This window comes from Psychrobacter sp. CLB018 (assembly GCF_041222815.1).
Lineage (GTDB): Bacteria > Pseudomonadota > Gammaproteobacteria > Pseudomonadales > Moraxellaceae > Psychrobacter > Psychrobacter faecalis.
This window is the reverse complement of record NZ_CP166085.1, coordinates 423,000-443,718: the sequence shown is the minus strand read 5'-3', so window position 1 is coordinate 443,718 and position 20,719 is coordinate 423,000. Positions and strand designations below refer to the sequence as shown.

Annotated in this window: 18 protein-coding genes; 8 read left to right on the top strand and 10 right to left on the bottom strand. The window is 43.2% G+C overall.

What is annotated here, in order from left to right; genetic code table 11:
* Positions 1-478: 478 nt before the first annotated feature.
* The 5 genes from AB8P72_RS01975 to AB8P72_RS01955 all read right to left on the bottom strand — a co-directional run bounded on the left by AB8P72_RS01975 (position 479) and on the right by AB8P72_RS01955 (position 5,231).
* Positions 479-1,438 (bottom strand): ABC transporter substrate-binding protein, encoded by a 960-nt coding sequence (locus tag AB8P72_RS01975; protein WP_193031120.1) that lies wholly within the window; start codon positions 1,436-1,438, stop codon positions 479-481.
* Between the two features lie 143 nt (positions 1,439-1,581).
* Positions 1,582-2,520 carry a transporter substrate-binding domain-containing protein gene (locus AB8P72_RS01970; RefSeq protein WP_193031122.1) on the bottom strand — a complete coding sequence of 313 codons (939 nt, stop codon included), beginning with the start codon at positions 2,518-2,520 and terminating at the stop codon, positions 1,582-1,584.
* Between the two features lie 137 nt (positions 2,521-2,657).
* A complete protein-coding gene (locus AB8P72_RS01965) occupies positions 2,658-3,455 on the bottom strand; it encodes a transporter substrate-binding domain-containing protein (protein WP_369957937.1) in 798 nt (265 codons plus the stop codon).
* 309 nt (positions 3,456-3,764) lie between these two features.
* Positions 3,765-4,562, bottom strand: a complete 798-nt coding sequence (locus tag AB8P72_RS01960; protein WP_068406004.1) for an ABC transporter ATP-binding protein — start codon at positions 4,560-4,562, stop codon at positions 3,765-3,767.
* Positions 4,563-4,916: 354 nt separating this feature from the next.
* A complete protein-coding gene (locus AB8P72_RS01955) occupies positions 4,917-5,231 on the bottom strand; it encodes a hypothetical protein (RefSeq protein WP_193031127.1) in 315 nt (104 codons plus the stop codon).
* Positions 5,232-5,645: 414 nt separating this feature from the next.
* On the opposite strand from AB8P72_RS01955, the gene AB8P72_RS01950 reads away from it, so the two are divergent.
* From AB8P72_RS01950 to AB8P72_RS01925, 6 genes are all read left to right on the top strand, one after another.
* On the top strand, positions 5,646-6,947 hold the full coding sequence (locus tag AB8P72_RS01950) for a glutamate-5-semialdehyde dehydrogenase (protein WP_193031129.1): 1,302 nt from the start codon (positions 5,646-5,648) through the stop codon (positions 6,945-6,947).
* A gap of 159 nt (positions 6,948-7,106) precedes the next feature.
* The gene (locus AB8P72_RS01945; RefSeq protein WP_193031131.1) at positions 7,107-7,880 is read left to right on the top strand and encodes a ribonuclease domain-containing protein; all 774 of its coding nucleotides are present in this window, start codon (positions 7,107-7,109) and stop codon (positions 7,878-7,880) included.
* Position 7,881: 1 nt separating this feature from the next.
* Positions 7,882-8,259, top strand: coding sequence for a barstar family protein (locus tag AB8P72_RS01940; protein WP_193031133.1), 378 nt, complete (start codon positions 7,882-7,884; stop codon positions 8,257-8,259).
* Between the two features lie 84 nt (positions 8,260-8,343).
* A complete protein-coding gene (gene gltS / locus AB8P72_RS01935) occupies positions 8,344-9,615 on the top strand; it encodes a sodium/glutamate symporter (RefSeq protein ID WP_193031135.1) in 1,272 nt (423 codons plus the stop codon).
* Between the two features lie 215 nt (positions 9,616-9,830).
* Positions 9,831-10,568 carry an FRG domain-containing protein gene (locus AB8P72_RS01930; protein ID WP_193031137.1) on the top strand — a complete coding sequence of 246 codons (738 nt, stop codon included), beginning with the start codon at positions 9,831-9,833 and terminating at the stop codon, positions 10,566-10,568.
* Positions 10,565-11,620: a DUF262 domain-containing protein gene (locus AB8P72_RS01925; RefSeq protein WP_193031139.1), complete on the top strand. Its 1,056-nt coding sequence runs from the start codon at positions 10,565-10,567 to the stop codon at positions 11,618-11,620. The genes AB8P72_RS01930 and AB8P72_RS01925 overlap by 4 nt, the downstream gene beginning before the upstream one ends.
* A 115-nt stretch (positions 11,621-11,735) precedes the next feature.
* Here the strand turns inward: AB8P72_RS01925 and glyA are convergent, their stop codons facing one another.
* From glyA to AB8P72_RS01905, 4 genes are all read right to left on the bottom strand, one after another.
* Positions 11,736-12,992, bottom strand: coding sequence for a serine hydroxymethyltransferase (gene glyA, locus AB8P72_RS01920; protein WP_193031141.1), 1,257 nt, complete (start codon positions 12,990-12,992; stop codon positions 11,736-11,738).
* A gap of 26 nt (positions 12,993-13,018) precedes the next feature.
* Positions 13,019-13,171, bottom strand: a complete 153-nt coding sequence (locus tag AB8P72_RS01915) for a hypothetical protein (protein WP_180952507.1) — start codon at positions 13,169-13,171, stop codon at positions 13,019-13,021.
* Between the two features lie 131 nt (positions 13,172-13,302).
* The gene (locus AB8P72_RS01910; protein WP_102076481.1) at positions 13,303-13,803 is read right to left on the bottom strand and encodes a chorismate lyase; all 501 of its coding nucleotides are present in this window, start codon (positions 13,801-13,803) and stop codon (positions 13,303-13,305) included.
* Between the two features lie 71 nt (positions 13,804-13,874).
* Positions 13,875-15,233 carry a GNAT family N-acetyltransferase gene (locus AB8P72_RS01905; RefSeq protein WP_193031154.1) on the bottom strand — a complete coding sequence of 453 codons (1,359 nt, stop codon included), beginning with the start codon at positions 15,231-15,233 and terminating at the stop codon, positions 13,875-13,877.
* 893 nt (positions 15,234-16,126) lie between these two features.
* On the opposite strand from AB8P72_RS01905, the gene AB8P72_RS01900 reads away from it, so the two are divergent.
* Positions 16,127-18,349, top strand: a complete 2,223-nt coding sequence (locus AB8P72_RS01900) for an NADP-dependent isocitrate dehydrogenase (protein WP_193031143.1) — start codon at positions 16,127-16,129, stop codon at positions 18,347-18,349.
* Positions 18,350-18,762: 413 nt separating this feature from the next.
* On the top strand, positions 18,763-19,143 hold the full coding sequence (locus AB8P72_RS01895) for a potassium channel family protein (RefSeq protein ID WP_226928845.1): 381 nt from the start codon (positions 18,763-18,765) through the stop codon (positions 19,141-19,143).
* A 114-nt stretch (positions 19,144-19,257) separates the two neighbouring features.
* On the opposite strand, the gene icd is transcribed toward AB8P72_RS01895, so the two are convergent.
* Complete coding sequence (icd, locus tag AB8P72_RS01890) at positions 19,258-20,517, bottom strand: NADP-dependent isocitrate dehydrogenase (RefSeq protein ID WP_144297428.1); 1,260 nt, start codon at positions 20,515-20,517, stop codon at positions 19,258-19,260.
* Between the last annotated feature and the right edge of the window lie 202 nt (positions 20,518-20,719).

The window sequence follows — 20,719 nt, the reverse complement described above, 5'->3', positions numbered from 1 at the left end:
AGAATGACGTGATATCCATACGATTACGGCGGCGGAAATTGACACAGTAGAAATGAGCGCTGATTTTATCATATTCGCTGCCAGCTATGTTAATACTCACGCATAAAAGCGCTGCCTAAATAGATACTTATCAGGATAAATAGCCTATAAATCAGTGATATCTGATAAAAGTTGACCCTTCATAATGCATAAAATTGTGGTGATTCTTTGAGTAAGGAATCATGATAATCATTTTTAAAAAAAATCGATAGAATAATAACCAGATGCGAGTAGGATAAATTTTTCTTGCTTGCCGTGCGCTTTGCACTCCAGAGGCTTCGAAAAATTTATCCCCCTCGCCCTGTATTGGTTGTAAAGTAACCCTATTATTAAAGCAAAAAAGACATCACCCTGATGGTAATGTCTTTTTGCTTTTATGACTTCACGTTTACCGCTAAATAGGGAAAACCGTGATTAATATAACAATGATAATAAGCGCTTATTGCGCTGCATTTTCTACCGTTGGTTCGGTTGATACTGTCTCAGTGTTTGCCACCTTCGCTGGTACGGCAAAATATTTTTGATTGATTTTATCGTACGTACCATTGGATTTTAGATTGGCCAAAGATTTATTGATTTTGGTTTGCAAGGCTTCATCGTTAGGACGCACGGCAATTGCAAAATTATCATTGATATCTATCTCATCGCCTTTTATTGCATAATTGCTGCCTGATGCTGAGCCAAGCCACTCTAGCGCTGGGAGTTTGTCAGATATCATGGCATCAACGCGACCAGAACCCAAATCCAAAAAGGCATTACTCAAGGTATCATAAAGCTTCATATCAGCTTTTGGATAGGCATTTTCTAACCACTGCGAAGAGATGGTCGAGCGCTGGGCGGCAATAGAATGGGCATTGATATCGCTGCTATTGGCAGGATCAAAGCTGCTGTCTTTTTTGGCTAAAAATACCAAGGCATTGCTAAAGTACGGATCGGTAAAAGCCACTTGCTTTGCGCGCTCTGGCGTGACCGACATTGCCGCGACGATGGCATCATATTTGCCCGCTTTAAGCCCCGGAATAATACCATCCCAATCTTGCGCTATGATTTCACAAGTCATCTGCAAATCGTCACAAATAGCATTGGCGATTTCAACATCGAAGCCGCCAAGCGTGCCGTCAGCATTGGTATAGTTAAAGGGTGCATAAGCGCCTTCGGTACCGATACGTAGCACATTATCATCGTCGCTCGCCGCGCTATTATTATCAGCCGCTTCTGACGTTTTAGTCGTCTCTGCGCTTGCGCTTTCGTTGGTCTCATTTTGACCATTACTACAGCCCGCTAAAGCCAACAATGCCGCTAGGGCTAGCATCGATTTTGTCTTTAACAAGTGCTTACTGGCGGATGAGGTAACAGAGGACGTACTAGGCATAGGGGCTAAAAGAAGATGGTTGCTCATAATCATCCTTGATGTTGTTATTTGACATTATTAATTGGCATTGGTACTTAGGAAAGTATTGTAGATGGCATAAAGCACGCTTTAATTAAAACGTGCTTTATTAAAATCAGCGCTTATCTAATAGATTATGAGAGACAGCTCTATTAATTAGTCGCCGTTTCTGCTTGCTCTTCTTTGGCTATTACTGCATTGGCATCGACATTACTGTCATCAGCGACCACCACTTCTTTGACGCCATCAGTCTCTACTGCTTTTTGCGCCGCCGCTGTTGAGCTAGTACCAAAATAACTGCCTGTGATTTGATCGTAAGTGCCGTTGTCTTTTAGTTCAGCCAAAGCTTTATTAAACTTGGCAACCAATGGATCGCCTTTACGGAAGGCAATACCCATCGCATCATCGCTGGTGCTGATTTCTTGACCTTTGACTTCGTAGTCTTTACCGGCGTCGGTTTTTAGCCAGTCAATACCAGTGACTTTATCAGACATCATGGCGCGCACGCGACCTGAGGTTAGGTCTAAATAAGCGTTGTCTTGAGTGTCATAAAGCTTGATGTCAGAGTCGGCATGTTTTTCTTGTAGATATTGTGACGCAACCGTCGAGCGCTGTGAAGCAACTGGCTGACCTTTTAGGCCATCGACGGTAATATCATCGCCTTTTTTACCAATGAGGATAATGCCAGTATGAAAGTACGGGTCGCTAAATTCTACGACTTCTTTACGCTCAGGGGTGATTGACATACCAGCAATGGCGGCATCAAATTTCTGCGCATTTAGCCCTGGAATGAGGCCGTCCCAATCTTGCGAGATAACTTCACATTCAGCTTTCATTTGCGCACATAAGGCGTCTACCAGCTCAATCTCGTAGCCGATTAATTTCCCATCGGCGTCGGTATAGCTAAAAGGCTTATAGCTTGATTCTGTGGCGATTTTTATATGTAACGGTGCGTCGCTTGTAGCGGCGGCGTCCGTATTTTCTGTAGGCGTTGAGCTATTGTTACAAGCAGCAAGCATCAGCATCGCTGCACTAAGCGGCGCAAGCCATAGCGCTTTTTTGCTCATTGATGAGGTCATTGAAGTGATCATAGAGGTTATTCCTTAATATATTTACCAGCCGTTATTCATCCGCAATGGTTCAGACATTGGTTAATCGGCGCTTATTGAAACCGTCTGTTGACTAATAGCTATCAGTTAAAGACTTCTCGCAAAGCGCATCAAGCAAATTACTGACCGAAGTTTTCTTGCTCAAGACGGGCAAGCTCACCGTTGCTACGGATTTCGCTCAGCGCTTTATTAAAGTCGTCTTTGATTGAGTCACCTTTACGGACAGCAATGGCAATATTATCGTCGTTATCAATCTCATCACCCACGATACCAAAACCTTCTGGATTATCCGCCAACCATGATTTGGCAGAGACTTTTTCAGCGAGTACCGCATCGCTACGACCAGATTTTAGGTCTAAGTAGGCATTGTCATAATTATCATAAAGCTTGACGGTGTTGCCGTCTTTACCTTCATAATTGTCTTGTAAATACGCGCCAGGCGTCGTAGAGCGCTGGCCACCAAGGGTTAGGTTTTTAATGGATTTGGGGTCAAAGCCGCCTTTGGTATCGGTAAGCCAAACCATGGTATTGGCAAAATACGGCTCACTGAAATCGACCTTTTCTTGGCGCTCTTCAGTGATTGACATACCAGCGATGACGGCGTCGTATTTTTGCGCCAATAGTCCTGGAATAATACCGTCCCAATCTTGAGCAACGATTTCACATTTGGCTTGCATTTGCGCACATAAGGCATTGGCGACGTCGATATCGAACCCCGCCAAGCTGCCATCGGCATTGGTATAGTTAAAGGGAGGGTATGCGCCCTCAGTGGCAATACGAATGGTCTTGCCGGCCGTTTCTGCGGCAGGGGCATCAGCGCTGCTATCAGTGGCGTCATTAGCAGACTGACTACAAGCGCCAAGCATAAGCGCGGCGGTGACGGTCATCGATGACCACAAAAGGCGAGAATTCGACATCATACATTCCTTAAATTCTGATGAGGTTTTTGATATAGGGTTCTGATATTTTGTTCTCTGACGTCCCTGCCAGATAAGCAAGTCAATGAACATAAAGACATAGGCAGACGCCAGTTGCGACTGCCTATAAACCCTTTGATAATACCTGACTCAAATATCAAAAACAAACGTTTTGCATACCAACTGTGATTATTCGGTAATAAAAAGACTAAGAAAATTTAGGCCAAGAAAATTACTGAGGGCAACTTTTGTATCACAAGCGTTTTAGGTTTTTTGACATTCAACCAAACACCTGTAAAACATTCGCTTCTAGTTTTGACGATGCGATGCCATAAAGTCTTTAACGCGCTCAGATTTTGGATGGTCGAAAACTTGCTCAGGTGTACCAATCTCTTCGATGATACCTTGATGCAAGAACACCACTTTGCTTGATACCTCACGGGCAAAGCGCATCTCGTGGGTAACAATCAGCATGGTACGCCCCTCTTCGGCAAGCTCACGCATGACCGCAAGTACTTCATTGACCAGTTCGGGGTCAAGGGCCGAGGTTGGCTCATCGAACAATAGCACCTGAGGTTGCATGGCAAGGGCGCGTGCTATCGCCACACGCTGACGCTGACCGCCCGATAAATTCGCCGGATAAGCGTCTTTTTTATCGAGTAAACCCACTTTATCGAGCAGTTTCTCTGCATCGCTAATCGCTTGGTCTTTTTTAATTTTTAAGACCTGCGTTGGTCCTTCGATGATATTTTGCAAAATGGTTTTGTGTGGCCACAAGTTAAAGTTTTGAAACACAAAGCCCACGCGCGCGCGTAAGCTCTCTAATTGCTTGATATCTGCCGCTTGTAATTCGCCTGATTTGGCAGGCTTTAGCATCAGCTCATCATTGCCGATGATGATACGCCCCTGATTGGGTTTTTCGAGCAAGTTAATACAGCGCAGCAAGGTTGACTTACCGGAGCCAGACGAGCCTAAAATAGAGATAACGTCGCCATCATAAGCAGTTAGAGACACCCCTTTTAGCACCGCCAACGAGCCGTAGCTTTTATGGACGTCTTGTAAATCTAAGGCGATGGGCCGAGTCGGATTCTTTGCAGTATCAAGCATGGTTTAGCAGACTTCCAATAAATATGAGTGAAAACATGAATAAAAAAATGCGCCATTGTCGCCTATAATGCGATAAAAAGGCAAACCCTGCCCCTTCAGTTAGTAAAGGTCATTAAAAATCATTAGAGTTTGACAGGATAATTCATTGCCGATAAAAAAATACTCAAAACGGCGCTCGGCTTAGATAATTCTAACTAAGTAGCGCGGTATTCTTTTTAAAAGGAATCAACGACAAAATAAGGCCCATAACGCATAGTCAGTTATGGGCCTTATTTTATCATCTTAACGCCGCTAGCGCTGTTTTATCTGCTAAATAGTCAGTCGACGCTTGCAAGCGGCATTTAACAAGCTCAACTAGTAAGTCGAAATGTGCTCTTCGCTTTCAGTACCATCGAGGACTTCTGCATCATCAGCAGTTGCTACCGCGACATCATCATTCTCGCTAACGGCCATCCCGTCATTAGCATCGGCACTTGCAACCGCGACATCATCCGTGCTGTTTGCCGTTGCCACGCCAGTAGCGTTATTTTCTACTGGCGTCTGCGCGTCAGCAGCTGGTTCAACGTCCATTGGCGCTTCTTCTTTTTTGCCGCAGGCGCTGATACTTAGCGCTGCTGCTACTAAGCCTACTGTGAGCCAGTTTTTATAGGTTTTATTTTTAATAGCCATTTTTCTCTCCATCATGAGTCTTTAATTTATTAATCTTTATAGAATTCATCACTTTATTGCATCAGCCAATTGCTATGTCTTTCATTGATAACGTATAAGATAGCGTATGAATTGACCGTCTTAGCGCCCACTATACTCACGATTGACCACGACTACCTTAGCAGTTGCAGCGCAGTTCTGTTAAAAATACGTAACAGACAGCATACTTTTTTATCTCCCATTACTTATAGACGCTATAAAAAGTTAAAAACCTTAAAATCGAACATAAGGAAACTCCGCAGTGCTTGTTAAACGGTCGTTGTTCACAAAATCGACTTTACTATCGTCCTCATCTCCTCTATGTTAAATAGCAGAGCGCCATTAGAGCGCTAAACGATATTTTTTAGATTATTGATGATAAAAGGACGTTAATTTATGACGCAATCGAATACCACAGATGTAACTGCTTATATGCAGACGGTCGGCAAGCAAGCGCGCGCGGCATCACGAGCGTTAGCTGCGGCCAATACTGGTGATAAGAATTCGGCGCTGATGGCAATCTATGATGCGTTAAAAAGCGCCAAAGCTGATATTTTAGCGGCCAATAAAATCGATATGGATAAGGGGCAAAAAAACGACTTGGACGCTGCCTTACTCGATCGTCTAGAGCTAAACGATGCACGCTTCGATGGTATGCTACAAGGTTTAAAAGACGTGGCGGCATTGCCTGACCCTATCGGTGAAGTGACCGACATGACTTATCGTCCATCAGGTATTCATTTAGGCAAAATGCGTGTGCCACTCGGGGTAGTCGGGATGATTTATGAGTCGCGTCCCAACGTTACCTTGGAAGCGGCTTCGCTGGCGCTAAAATCTGGTAACGCTATTATCTTGCGCGGTGGTTCTGAAGCCTTTGAATCCAATCAAGCGATTGCCAAATGCATTTTACAGGGTTTAAAAAAGGTCGGTCTCTCTGAGCATAGCGTACAAGTGTTAGAAACCACTGACCGCGCTGCCGTCGGCGAGCTGATTACCATGACGGACTATGTCGATGTGATCGTACCACGCGGCGGTAAAGGTTTGATTGAACGTATCAGCCGCGATGCCCGCGTCCCTGTGATTAAGCATTTAGATGGTAATTGTCATACCTTTATCGATAGCGATGCCGATGCAGACACGGCGATTAAAGTCAGCGTTAATGCCAAGACCCACCGCTACGGTACCTGTAATACCATGGAGACGCTATTGGTCGATGAATCAATCGCAGCCGAACTATTACCAAAAATTGCTGAAGCCATCGTAATAGCCGATGACGCCATGCAACTGCGCCTCGATGAGAAGTCACAGGCGATTTTAAATGACAATGTTACCCTGCAAGGTCATTTATCGGCAGCCACCAGCGAGGACTGGGACACCGAATATCTTGCGCCTATCTTGGCAGTCAAGGTGGTAGCGGGTATCGACGAAGCGATTGAACATATCAACACTCACGGCAGCCACCATACCGACGTCATCATTACCGACAACTATACCAAATCGCAGCGCTTTATCCGCGAAGTCGATTCGGCAAGTGTGATGATTAACGCCTCGAGCCGTTTTGCCGATGGCTTTGAGTACGGACTTGGAGCAGAAATCGGTATCTCAACCGATAAAATTCATGCCCGTGGACCGGTTGGGCTTGAGGGTTTAACCTCGCAAAAATGGATTGTTTACGGTCACGGCGAAACACGCGCCTAGGGCATTATGGCTGCACTATAATTTATTGGCCAATTCGAGTATAATCTTAAATAACGTCAGCTTAATTGCTGGCGTTTTTTTTATTATTGATAAATATGCTATATATGGCATATAAAAATTATTTTGCTAAATAGAACCACGCTATAGGAAGCCGGGCCCATGCAAAGTGGCAAAATTAAACACTGGAATGCTGACAAAGGCTATGGCTTTATTGATGTAGACAATCAAGGTGAAGATGTCTTCTTTCATATCAGCAGCATGCGTCTCTCGCAGCCGATAAGCGACGGTCAACGTGTTTATTTTAACAGTCAGCGTAATGATAAAAACCAATTACGCGCAACCGAAGTCACCGCTAACGAATTAAGTATTTTAGAAACGGCAGACTCAAAAACACCGCTAGCAAATTCAACCAAACAACACGCAAAAAATACGCATAAAAATAACGCTAGCTATCATCGAAAAAACCAGTCAAAAAACAATCAAAGCAGTCAACATAAAAAAAGCGGTTTTTCTACCCTATTGAGTTTTATCGCGCTGTTTGCCATGGCGGTCTACTTCTTTGGCGATTTAACCTCCAGTTTTTTTGCAGATAGTACGCCAGCAACGTCTATAACGCAGACAGCGCCTAAGACCTCTAGCCCCGATACAGCAGCCACAGCAGCTATCACGGGTGATGCGCAAATTGACCAAACACTGGCGCTGATTCAGCAAGGAGGCCCGTTTCCTCATCCAAATAAAGATGGCACCACCTTTTATAATCGCGAAGGCAAATTGCCTGCCCAGTCGCAAGGCTATTATCGCGAATATACCGTGCCGACGCCCGGCGTTTCGCATCGCGGCGCACGGCGTATTGTCACCGGCGGTCATCCGCCAACCGTCTATTATTTGACCGTCGACCATTACGACAGCTTTAGACCATTGCAGGTGAGATGATATGAACCAAGCGATTTACTATATTAAAAAAAATGACGTTAACCAAAACTCCATTGCCCAAAAAAACGAAGCGCTTATTCATCGCATTCCGAAGCATGCGATTAACATTCCAATTGGCGATGTTTTGAATAAAGAAACGCTGCTAAATAGCTTAGCGACAGCCGCCAATTTTCCCAGCTATTTTGCCCATAATTGGGACAGCGCTTGGGACTGTTTGACCGATAGTGATATCACCGATTTCACGCTTTACTTAAATGCGGTAGAAAAAATCAACGGCGAGGACTTTAATGCCTTTAAGCGCCTGATCGAAGACGCCTATAAAGATTTTGGCAAACCGCAATTATGGATTATTGAGGCGTCAGACGATACCTACGAATAGCAAAACGAGCAGAACCTAAATTCGAGATAAAGCCAGTTTTATCCCGAATTTAGGTGAATTCATATTTAGAGAAAGGATGAACTTATGGAAGTAACATTAAACGGATATTACACCCTGATTTTTGCCACATTGGTGCTGTTATTAGGGCGCTTTTTGGTTAAAAAAATTAAGTTTTTGGAAGACTTTAATATCCCAGAACCCGTGGCTGGTGGCTTGATTGCTGCTGTGATTGTTTATGCCCTTAATTTGATTTGGGGTTATAGCTTTAACTTTCACCAAGGCCTACAAACAGCAACCATGCTGATGTTCTTTGCCTCTATCGGACTTAGCGCCGACTTTGGACGGCTGAAAGCAGGTGGTACACCTTTATTAATTTTCACTATCGTCGTCTCGGTCTTTATTATTTTACAAAACGTGGTTGGGGTAGCGATGGCCAGCGTATTGGGTCTTGATCCACTGCTTGGCTTGGTGACTGGCTCTATCGCCCTAACAGGCGGCCATGGTACCGCAGGCGCGTGGGGCGTTGTATTAGAAGAACAGTACAATGTGGTGGGTGCTACTACCCTTGGCATTGCCGTTGCTACCTATGGTTTGGTTGCAGGTGGTCTGGTTGGTGGTCCTGTTGCACGCCGATTGATCAATAAAATGGGGCTTAAACCCACCCCTGTTAATCCCAATCAAAGCGACGTTGAAAAGCTTGCTGGCAAGCAGTCGTTATATAGTACCAAACATAGCGAAGATGGCGATCATCGCCATGAAGAGATGTTCGAAAAACCTGATAACATTCGCCTGATTACCGCCTCTTCTACGATTGAGTCATTGGCTTTGTTTGCAGGGGCGTTGGCGTTTGCAGATATCATGACGCTGGTTGCAGCAGATACCGCGTTTGAGCTGCCTACCTTCGTTTGGGCATTAGCAGGCGGCGTTATCATTCGTAATGCCTTAACCATGGTATTCAATTTTGATATGTTCGACCGTGCTATCGATGTGATTGGTAATGCGTCATTAAGTCTATTCTTAGCCATGGCGCTGCTATCGCTAAAACTATGGGAGTTGACAGATTTGGCAGGCCCTGTATTGATTATCTTGGTCGTTCAGACTTTAGTCATGATTGGTTATGCTTATTTTGTTACCTTTAGAATCATGGGTAAAGACTATGATGCCGCTGTTTTGGCAGCTGGACACTCTGGGTTTGGTATGGGCGCCACGCCGACGGCGATTGCCAATATGCAGGCAGTGACCGATCGCTACTTGCCATCACCGAAAGCGTTTTTGATTGTACCGATGGTTGGTGCCTTCTTTGTCGATATCGTTAACGCAACTATCTTGCAGATATTTACCAAGTTGCCGTTTTAAGCTATTTTAAACTATGAATGCAATATAGTTAGACTCAAACGAATAAGGCTGGGCTTCGTAATCGTAGTCCAGCCTTTTTATTGTCTATACAGACTCCCTTAGATATAGTTTTGCTTTCACTGAATTAAGAATTTTGTTCACACTTAAAGCTTATAAGATATACTGATAACAGAGCATTATATTCAAACAGAATTTTATAAAAATCTGGAAAAGACATGGAAAAAGAGATTACATCAATTGGAAGTCTAATCGAAATTCTTAAAGAGGATATAGGCAATTATGATGAGGATGTATGGTTTAGAGGTGAAGCTTGTTTTGATTGGAAGCTTCTGCCAGGCTTATACCGTAATAATAATTTAAGTGAAGAAATACTATTAACTAGATTTAAACAGTCTGCTTCGATGCTAATTAATACAAATCCAAATAATAATTTTGACTGGTTATTTTTAATGCAACATTATGGCGTGCAAACTAGACTGCTAGATTGGTCTGAAAGTGCTTTAGCTTCTCTTTATTTTTCAATTTCTGAAGATAGTCATGCATCAGATGACGCCTCTTTGTGGATGCTTAAACCTATTGAGTTAAATAAACTAGCCCACATTGATGATGAAAATAAACATTTCATACCATCTTTCGATGATGATTTTCTTAAAAGCTATGACATTCAAAGTTTAAAAGTAAATCCTCGTTTAAAAATGAACCCAATAGCTACAATAGCCACTAGAAACAACCCTAGGATACAAGCTCAGCAAGGTGTTTTCACTATTCATCACGTAGAAAAAAAGCCGCTTGAAGAATATTGTGTAATAAATCAACAGATTTTTAAATATAGAATACCTAAAGAAAGCAAAGAAAATTTAAAAAGAGAGCTTGCATTATTAAGTTTTAATAGATTTTCCCTTTTCCCAGAGCTATCGAGTATTGGTCTATTACTTAAGGACAAGATAATATGAGTTATATTGAAACAAGCCCTTTACAAAACACTACTATTTTGAGAGTTTTTTCCGAGAAAGATGAAATTGAAATATCACCAGAATACCAAAGAAATGGTAGTGTTTGGACTCTCGAGAAGAAAAAACTTTTAATTGACTCGATTCTTAATGATTATGATATACCTAAAATATACTTCCATAAATTTACTAGGGAAGAAAAAAAAGAAACAGGGAAACAATATTCTATCATTGATGGTAGACAGCGGTTAGAAACAATTTGGTGGTTTATGGATAACGGTTTTCCATTATCTGATGATTTTGAGTATCAAGATGATGAAAGTCTAAAACTAGCTGGAATGACTTATCAGGATATCGCGCAAAAACATCCAAAGATAAAAATAAAATTTGATTCTTTCGTTCTACCTATAATAGGTGTTAGCTCTGATGATATTGACTTAATAGAAGATATGTTTTCTAGGCTTAATGAAGCTGTACCCTTGAACTCTGCTGAAAAAAGAAATGCGTTTGGGGGAGCTATGGTATCGGCCATTCGCGAAATTTCGCAACATCCATTATTTATTAAGAAGGTTAAATTCAGAAATTCACGGTATCAACATATGGAAGTTTCTGCAAGATTTCTACTTGTTGAAACTTCAAGCCATGAACACAACAAATTAATTGATACTAAAAAAGTATATCTAGATAGCATGGTCAAAAATTATAAAGAACGATATGATGAGGTTTCTTGCTTCCAAGCTAACGTAACAAGTGTCTTAGAAAATATGAACACTGTTTTCTCTGATAAGGACGACTTGCTGAGAACTCAAGGTATTATGGTTGTTTATTACTTACTGTTTAAAAAATCCATTCAATTAGGTAAAGATATTCAGAGAGTTGAACTCTATGAGTTTGATAAAGCAGTCAAAGAAAACAGAAAGCTTGCAGAAATAAAATATGAAGATGCTGATTATGATTTACTTGAATATGATAGGCTTTCTCAGCATGGCACCAATGATGTTTCAAATATTAGAGAAAGGTTGAGAATACTTTCCGAGTATTTAAAGCTTGATTAATAAAAAACCGCCTTTATCTGAACTACCCCCCCAAAAAGTTGTGTCCAACTTATGGGGGTCAGTTCATAGCTGTGCGGTTTTTTATATCTAACTGATAAAGTTAAGCATTTAAAAACTACTGGTTCTTTTCATAAACTGGTAGCTCTTTACAGATGGCTTCTACTTTGCCGCGTACTTCAGCAGCAACTTTTTCATCACCGCGGCTATCTAGCACGTCACAAATCCAACCAGCCAACTCGCCCGCTTGTGCTTCATTAAAGCCGCGCGTAGTAATCGCTGGCGTACCGATACGGATACCTGAAGTAACAAATGGCGATTTTGGATCGTTTGGTACGGCGTTTTTATTCACGGTAATGTGCGCATCACCAAGCCATTTATCGGCTTCTTTACCCGTCATTTCTTGCTTGACTAGGCTGATAAGCATCAAGTGATTTTCAGTACCGCCAGAGATGATTTCATAGCCGCGGTCTTGAATCACTTTTGCCATTGCTTTGGCGTTTTTGACCACTTGCTGCTGATAGGTTTTGAAATTATCTTCTAAGGCTTCTTTAAAGCAAACCGCTTTTGCCGCGATGACGTGCATGAGCGGGCCGCCTTGATTGCCTGGGAAGACAGCAGAGTTTAGCTTTTTCGCCAATTCTTCATCACGTGCTAAAATCATACCTGAACGTGGGCCACGCAAGGTTTTGTGCGTGGTAGTCGTGACCACATCGGCAAATGGTACTGGGTTTGGATAAACACCACCTGCGACCAAACCAGCAACGTGTGCCATATCTACTAAAAGGTACGCGCCAACTTCATCAGCGATATCACGGAAACGCTGCCAATCGACCACTTGCGAATAGGCTGAGAAACCAGCAATAATCATCTTAGGCTTGTGCTCTTTTGCCAAACGCTCAACTTCGTCATAATCGATCAGACCAGTTTCTTCAACCAAACCATACTGTACGGCGTTGTAGTTTAGACCTGAGAAGTTGATATGCGCGCCATGTGTCAAGTGACCACCAGCGTCTAGGCTCATGCCAAGGACGGTGTCATTGGCGTCTAATAACGCTAAGAAAACAGCCGAGTTTGCTTGGCTACCAGAATGCGGCTGAACGTTGACGTATTCTGCACCAAACAATTCTTTTGCACGGTCGATGGCCAATTGTTCGACCACATCAACGTGCTCACAACCACCATAATAACGCTTACCAGGATAGCCTTCAGCGTATTTATTGGTCAGGTCAGTGCCTTGGGCTTCCATCACTGCTTGTGAGCAGTAGTTTTCTGAAGCGATAAGCTCGATGTGGTTTTCTTGACGCACGCTTTCAGCGGCCATGGCTTCAGCAAGTACTGGATCAAACTCTTTGATAGAAATATCTTTAAACATAGTGATGTCCTAGGTAGTGGCTATCGTTAATGGTGATGCTCATTGAAAAGAGGCGAGTAATAAAAGAAGGTAAAATTGGCAAGCGCAGGCAATTGGCCTGTTAAAAACTTGTCCAAATCAGCAATAAAATCGGTGCGCAGAAGGGCATCGACATCATCGCTATAGCTTAAGTGTAGCATGAAACTTTGTGCGATGAGCGCAAAAAAATCTCACGGAAAGCTGAGAGATTTAAATGGCGTTATTAGAGAAATAAATGCGCAATAAAATAAATGACTTACTGATTTTGTATATCAGCTTTTATTGTAATTATTTAATCACTCTTGGACAAAAAAGCCGCTAAAAAAGTCTCACTAATCAGGATTTTACGCCCGTACCAGTCATATAGCGTCTGCCGTTGCCAGCCGTCTGCCGTCTTTTCGATAGAACGTTGATTGGGTAAAGTACGGCGGCGCTTAAACAACACATAGCCAATCGGCGTACCTTTTAGCTGCTGTAAACGGCGAGCGCGCCCCTTCAAACTTGCTAGCGGGAAAATGCTTTGTGCTTGTACCCATGGCTGCTCATTATCGCCATATAGCTGCGACTCGCGTACCCACGCCAATAACGGACGGTTTAACGCCGCGCCTTGCAAACCTAATTGCTTTTTTTGCGCCAAGGATAATAACCGATAGCCTTCAAAACTGCGCTCGACGCGTAACGGCTGCCCTGCTTTTACTTCGAGCATGGCCGTCAGCGACCCTTCGGTATTGAGAAAATCTATTAGCTCACTGGGAGCGGATGATGGAGCAGAACGAGAAAAATGAGGAATCATAGTTTACAGCTGATAGAAAAGTATTAGGTAGGAAGTCATTGGGCAAAGATTAGCAAAAAAATGATCGAGGATTAATCAGTACTATCAAACGTTGGCATGTTATCAATATTAAAGGGCAATGCTGCAAAGGCTTGCTTACGATATTGCGCCATATGCATGCGGTCTTTTACACAGAAATTACTAATCGCCGGGACAAAACGCCCATCGTAAATACGGTGCAACGAGTGAGTTTTGGTCGGAACAAAACCTCGGACTAATTTGTGCTCACCTTGGGTACCGGGGTCAAAATACGTCAAACCTTGCTCAATCGCAAACTCGATACCTTGATAATAGCACAGCTCAAAGTGTAGGCTATCATACTCAGCGAGCGCGCCCCAATAACGACCATAAAGCGTGGCGTTTTGGCTATTGGGTTTATCATAAAAAAACAAACTGCTAGCGATAATTTCACCATTGGCGTCAAGCGCTTGCGCCAGCATCAAATGTTCAGGCAGGCTAGCAGCCAGTCTTTTAAAAAAATCTAGCGTTAAATAAGGCTGCTGCCCACGTACCGCGTAGGTCATCACATAACAATGATAAAACGTCTGCCAATCCTCTGCAGTGATAGCAACCCCGCATTTACGCTGGCAAGAGATGCCTTGCTCGGCAACTTTACGCCGCTCAGCACGCACGGTTTTGCGTTTTTTGGCTCTAAAGGTTGCCAAAAATGCCTCGAAGTCGGCAAATTGTTTATTGTTTTGACTGACATTTTTATTTTGCCATAAAAACTGGCAGCCCTGCCGCTCAAGTATCGGTAGCTCAATCGGTTCTACTGTACCGCTATTTTTTTGATTATTAAGCGCCATTTCTATATCGATATCAGTCGGCATTGCTGTATTGGCAATAGCTACCATCTCAGACGTTGCAAACAAACCATGCCAGCTAGAGGCCTCTACTTGCTGGGCGATATCATCAACGCCTGCGATAGCTGTCTTTAAAATATCCGCATTTAGCGCCTCACCTTCTGCTAGCCACAGACGCTGTCCCGTTACTGGTGTATAAGGCGCACTGGTCACCAAGCGTGGATAATAATCAAGACCATACTGCGCATAAGCTTGTGCCCACGCATGGTCAAAGACGAACTCGCCTTGATGATGCCCTTTAATAAAAACAGGCATAACGGCAATAGGCTGCCCTATTGGTTCTGAAGTAAGCGCTGGCTGCGCAGCATTACTTTTATCATCATTCGCATTATTATCAATAACGCCATCTGTCTCATTTGGCCGATGGATTAAGACATAAATCGGCAACCAACCTGCTTGCTCACCAATTGCGCCTGTATCACTAAGTGCTTGCCAAAACTCAAATGTCATAAAAGGTGTATCTGGCGTTTGCCAACGCGCCATATCCTGCCAGCTATTATCACTGAGTAACGCATATTGTAAATTCATCATCACCACACTATTTTTAGAATTTATTTTTAAGCTCATTGGTTTTATCGTTTAGCCTAGCAAATATCAGCGCTTTTGCTGTCACAATTTGCAAAAAACCAGAAGTTATCTAGCGCTAAAATACTTTTATGAAGAAGGGTTATAAACAAAGGCGCATAAAAATGCCATACGGATAGGTTTTAACGCTTTTATTGATGGGGCGCAGGATTGAGTTTTGCTAGCGTTAGTATGTTAAAAACAGATACTCTAAAAAAAGCTAATTTAAAAACAGATAATTTGAAGTATGTAGACTATTTCAACGTCGATAAGCGCATCATTTCACAAACAAGCTTACAGAAGTGAAAAATAGCACTAAAAGCGCGCTAATTACACGCAAAAGATGATATTGAGGGCGAGGACTGGTAGAATAAGGCTATTATTAGCTTAATATAATTCAGATACATAGGGTATGAGCGAAAATAGTATACTTAGTTCAATATACAACATTGACATCATATCAGATTTATAGTGGATCAACTATAATATAGCGTCAGCCATTCGCGCTCAGATCATTGTAAATCCTGAGTATTGAGTCGCTGGTTTGCATGAATTTTTAGCAACGGTCTTTTGAGTGTGACCTTTTATAATGTTTTATAATTACTCTTTAATAGAGCTAGTGCTTGATCGAGCGCCTGCTTTATAAAGACGAATAAACGCAAATGGCTGGCGACGAAACTTTTCTCGCCGTCATACTCGCTCAAGAATGGCACTAAAAGACGACTGATGTATTTGGACCTCGATTGAACCTCGAACCAACCCCGTAGACCATTATGATATAAGGGCTGTATAAAGCTATTAAATGATACCGCAGCCTTATTAGCCTCATTAATGACAACAAGGAATAATCTACTAACATGTCAAAAATTATTTATACAAAAACTGACGAAGCCCCAGCGCTTGCCACCTTATCATTTTTGCCGATTGTAAAAGCATTTGCCCAGACCGCAGGCGTCGACGTTGAAACCAGTGACATCTCGGTCGCGGCGCGTGTGTTGGCTGAATTTCCAGAATACTTAACCGAAGAGCAGCGCGTTCCAAATAACTTAGAAGCGCTTGGCAAATTGACTCAAGATCCAAACGCCAATATCATCAAGCTACCAAATATCAGTGCTTCTGTACAGCAGCTAAAAGCAGCTATCAGAGAGCTACAAAGTAAAGGCTACGCGATTCCTGACTTTCCAGACGAGCCAAAAAACGCAGAAGAAGAAGAAATCCGTCGCCGTTATGGCAAAAGCTTAGGCAGCTCGGTCAACCCTGTATTACGTGAAGGTAACTCAGACCGCCGCGCGCCAAAAGCAGTCAAAAACTACGCGCGTAAACATCCGCACTCAATGGGCGAATGGAAACAGTGGTCACAGACTCACGTTTCGCACATGCACAGCGGCGACTTTTATGACGGCGAGCAGTCGATGACCTTGGATAAAGCGCGTACCGTGCGTATGGAGCTGTTGCTCGAAGACGGTACGACCAGTGTATTAAAACCAAAAATTGCCTTGCTTGATAAAGAAGTCATCGACTTGATGTTTATGAGCAAAAAAGCGCTGCTTGAGTTCTATGAGCGTGAAATGGAAGATTGCCGCGAAGCCGGTATTTTATTTTCATTACACGTAAAAGCCACGATGATGAAGGTATCACACCCTATCGTCTTCGGTCATGCGGTGCGCATTTATTATAAAGACGCCTTCCAAAAACATGGCGCGTTATTTGATGAGCTAGGTATTAACGTCAATAACGGTATGGCAAGCTTGTACGAAAAAATCACCGAATTGCCAGCCAGCTTACGTGAAGAGATTGAGCGCGATCTCCATGCCTGCCAAGTACACCGTCCGCGTCTAGCGATGGTTGATTCTTCAAAAGGTATCACCAACTTCCATTCTCCAAGTGACGTGATTGTCGATGCTTCAATGCCCGCGATGATTCGTAACGGCGGTAAAATGTGGGGCGCTGATGGCAAATTGTATGACTGTAAAGCGGTCATGCCTGAATCGACCTTTGCGCGTATTTACCAAGAAATGATCAATTTCTGTAAATGGCATGGTAACTTTGACCCAACCACCATGGGTACGGTGCCAAACGTCGGTTTGATGGCGCAAAAAGCGGAAGAATACGGCTCGCACGACAAAACCTTTGAATCTAGCGACAATGGTATCGCGCGTATTGTCGATATCGACTCAGGCGAAGTTTTACTTGAGCAGCGTGTTGAAAAAGGTGATATCTGGCGCATGTGTCAGACCAAAGATGCCCCTATCCAAGACTGGGTGAAGCTTGCTGTTCGCCGTGCGCGCGAATCAGATACGCCGGTTATTTTCTGGCTCGACCCATACCGTCCGCACGAAAACGAGCTGATTAAAAAGGTAAAAACCTACCTAAAAGATCATGACACCAACGGTCTGCACATCGAAATCATGTCACAAGTTCGCGCCATGCGTTATACCCTAGAGCGCGTTGCCCGTGGTCTAGATACGATTTCTGCGACTGGTAATATTTTGCGTGATTATCTGACTGATTTGTTCCCGATTTTAGAATTGGGCACCAGTGCGAAAATGCTATCAGTTGTGCCACTAATGAAAGGCGGCGGTTTGTTCGAAACAGGTGCAGGCGGTTCAGCACCGAAGCACGTACAGCAGCTCCTCGAAGAAAACCATCTACGTTGGGATTCTCTCGGTGAGTTCCTAGCCTTGACCGAATCTTTAGAGCATTTGGCCAAAAATGATGACAATGCCAAAGCGAAAGTATTGGCAGACGCCCTTGATAGAGCTACTGAAACACTACTGTTAAATGACAAGTCGCCATCACGTAAAACAGGCGAACTTGATAACCGTGGTAGTCATTTCTATCTGGCAAAATACTGGGCAGAAGAGCTGGCCGCACAAGATGAGAATAGCGAGCTAAAAGCACAGTTTGCGCCGCTGGCCCAAAAACTTGAAGACAATGAAGCCGCTATCGTTGAGCAGCTGAATGAAGTTCAAGGCAAATCGATGGATCTAAAAGGTTACTACTTAGCTGATGAAGCATTGGCTGAAAAAGCCATGCGTCCAAGTCCGTTATTCAACGAAGCTATTGCTTCACTGTCATAAATACTTGGTTGTAAATAAGATAAAGCTGGCTGAACAAGTCTTGTTAAAGTCAGTTTAAAACAAACGCCCCAATAGTCCTAGGCTATTGGGGCGTTTTTATGGGTTCTGTGCTGCTTAAAACGTTCAAAGCAAACACCTATACCAATGTTTTATATAAAGCGCCCTACTGCTATGGTTAGATGACGCTAATGTTGAAATTATTTTTGAGCATTTACTGAGCCTAAGACTAAGCATAATACTGAGCGTATGGATGGCATCTTATGATACTAGAAAAAATAACAACCGCCAGAGGGACTCTTTTTATTTATATTCTGACCGGCAGTTTATGGTATTTACTGACGCATTTTTTACCGGACAATAGGTGGCGCGATATATTTACTATCGGCCTTGCCTTCTTATTTTGCGGGATTTTTATGTGGTCGCTTTTTAGCACCTTGCAGCGCATCTATGGCGATGATGGCAATTTATGGAAAGAGCTTGCGATGACAACGCTTAATGTCTTTTTATTTTTGCTTACCTTTTCGGCACTTTATTACGAAGTCGGCATCGTCGACACCACGCTCGATGATAATCCCATTTCGCAAGATTTTTGGGCGTGCTGCTACTATGCTGTCGTCACTTTCACTTCAACAGGCTATGGTGATTTTCGGCCACAAGGCATGACTCGGGTTTTTGCAAGTTTACAGGCGTTGATTGGCTACTTAGTGCTCGGTTTAATGGCTTCAACCAGCTTATCGGTGGTCAAATGGACAGCGAATGGTAGCGGTAAAAATCGTGGTAAAAATGACAGTTAAATTGAAATTCAATAATCAGTATAAAAACCCATAAGCACAAAAAAAACCATCTATAAAAATATAGATGATTTTTTGTTTACGCTATAAATTATAAAATCACATGCTATAAAGCCCTTACACATCCATATGCTTAATAATGGCTTTGCCAAACTCGGAGCTACTGAGCAAAATAGCATCTGGCATCAAACGCTCAAAGTCATAAGTGACGGTTTTGTTTTTAATCGCGCCTTTGATACCTGCGATAACAAGGTCGGCTGCTTCTATCCAACCCATATCGCGCAGCATCATCTCTGCCGATAGAATCAACGAACCTGGATTGACCTTATCTTGACCAGCATATTTAGGCGCTGTGCCGTGGGTAGCTTCATAAACAGCGATTGAGCCGCCCTTATTGGCACCCGGCGCGATACCGATACCGCCAACTTCAGCAGCAAGCGCATCAGAGATATAATCACCGTTTAAGTTCAAGGTTGCAACGACTGAATACTCAGCAGGGCGCATCAGGATTTGCTGCAGAAAAGCATCAGCTATGACGTCTTTAATGATAATATCATTACCGGTTTTTGGATTTTTCATCGTCATCCAAGGTCCACCATCGAGCAGCTCCGCACCAAAACGTTCAGCGGCAAGCTCATAGCCCCATTCTTTAAACGCGCCTTCGGTAAACTTCATGATATTACCTTTGTGCACGAGAGTGACGCTCGGTAAGTCATTATCGATGGCATGCTGGATAGCTTTACGTACCAAACGCTGCGAGCCTTCTTTTGATACAGGCTTGATGCCGATACCGCAGTCATCTGAGAAGCGGATTTTGGTCACCCCCATCTCTTCCTTTAGGAATTTAATAACTTTTTTGGCGTCATCACTGCCCGCTTTCCACTCGATACCAGCATAAATATCTTCTGAGTTTTCGCGAAAAATCACCATATCAGTCAGCTCTGGGCTATGTACAGGGCTTGGTACACCTTCAAACCAACGTACGGGACGCTGACAGACGTACAGGTCAAGCTCTTGCCGTAATGCAACGTTTAATGACCGCATACCGCCGCCAACTGGCGTGGTGAGAGGCCCTTTAATACTTATGACATACTCGCGCAAAATCTCCAGCGTTTCGGTCGGCATGTATTCGCCGTCGTAAATCTTAGAAGCTTTTTCGCCGCAATAAACTTCCATCCAAACGATCGATTTTTTGCCTTTATAGGCTTTTGCTACGGCGGCATCGACGACCTTAATCATCACCGGCGTGATATCAACGCCGATGCCATCGCCTTCGATAAAGGGAATAATCGGATGATTAGGGACATTTAGGGACAAATCAGCGTTGACGGTTATTTTTGCGCCGTCTCTTGGGACGATAACTTTATCATAGGGCATGGGGTCAAACTCCTTTTATACTTATATATTGGTTGCGCCAGTTTCCTTGGCGTTCTGTTATGCTAGCTAAAACATTTTGGCTTTAAAATGGCAGTATGCTAGCGAGTTAAATACCAACCATTTACGTAAAATCCCCCTAAGCCAATAGGTTTAAAAATATGTTAGAGAGTTATTTTAAAAATCCTATTTTTTGCCATTATTT